Source organism: Variovorax sp. P2_H12, from assembly GCF_056403395.1.
Genome location: NZ_JBFUFO010000189.1, coordinates 1 through 456 on the forward strand (window position 1 = coordinate 1; position 456 = coordinate 456).

The 456-nt window shown below is 69.7% G+C and carries 1 pseudogene; it reads right to left on the reverse strand.

Annotated elements, in window-relative coordinates:
• Nucleotides 1-29: 29 nt before the first annotated feature.
• A pseudogene (locus AC1DYK_RS35760) lies at nt 30-456 on the reverse strand (hypothetical protein); the annotation flags it as partial.

Here is a 456-nt window from a genome sequence, read left to right on the forward strand (position 1 = left end):
GTACTGCACCACCCCTCACATGGGAGCTATTACACGTCGTGGCAGATCGCGAAGGCGGTGAGCGAGTCACCGGGGAGGGCGAGGGTGGCGGTGGTCGTCCACCCAGTGGCAGGGCCGGCACCGACGAACACCGGCGCATTCTCCGTGACATTGACGGTGGCGGAGTTGGTGTTGTATCCGCCGCCGACAGCAACGTCGTTAGCTAGACACGGGGCAGTCGATGTGGCCAGGAGGCCGGTCCCTGTGGGGCCGGTCACGACGTAGGTGTCAAGCGCGGTATCGCCCTGCAGTCCCTGCGGTCCCTGCGGTCCCTGCAGACCTTGCGGGCCCTGCGGCCCTGCGGCGCCGTTGGCGCCGTTATTGCCGTTAACGCCCGGCAGACCCTGCGGACCCAGCGGACCCTGCGGACCCTGCGGACCCGTGGCGCCGGTAGCGCCGGGGTCGCCCGGGTCACCC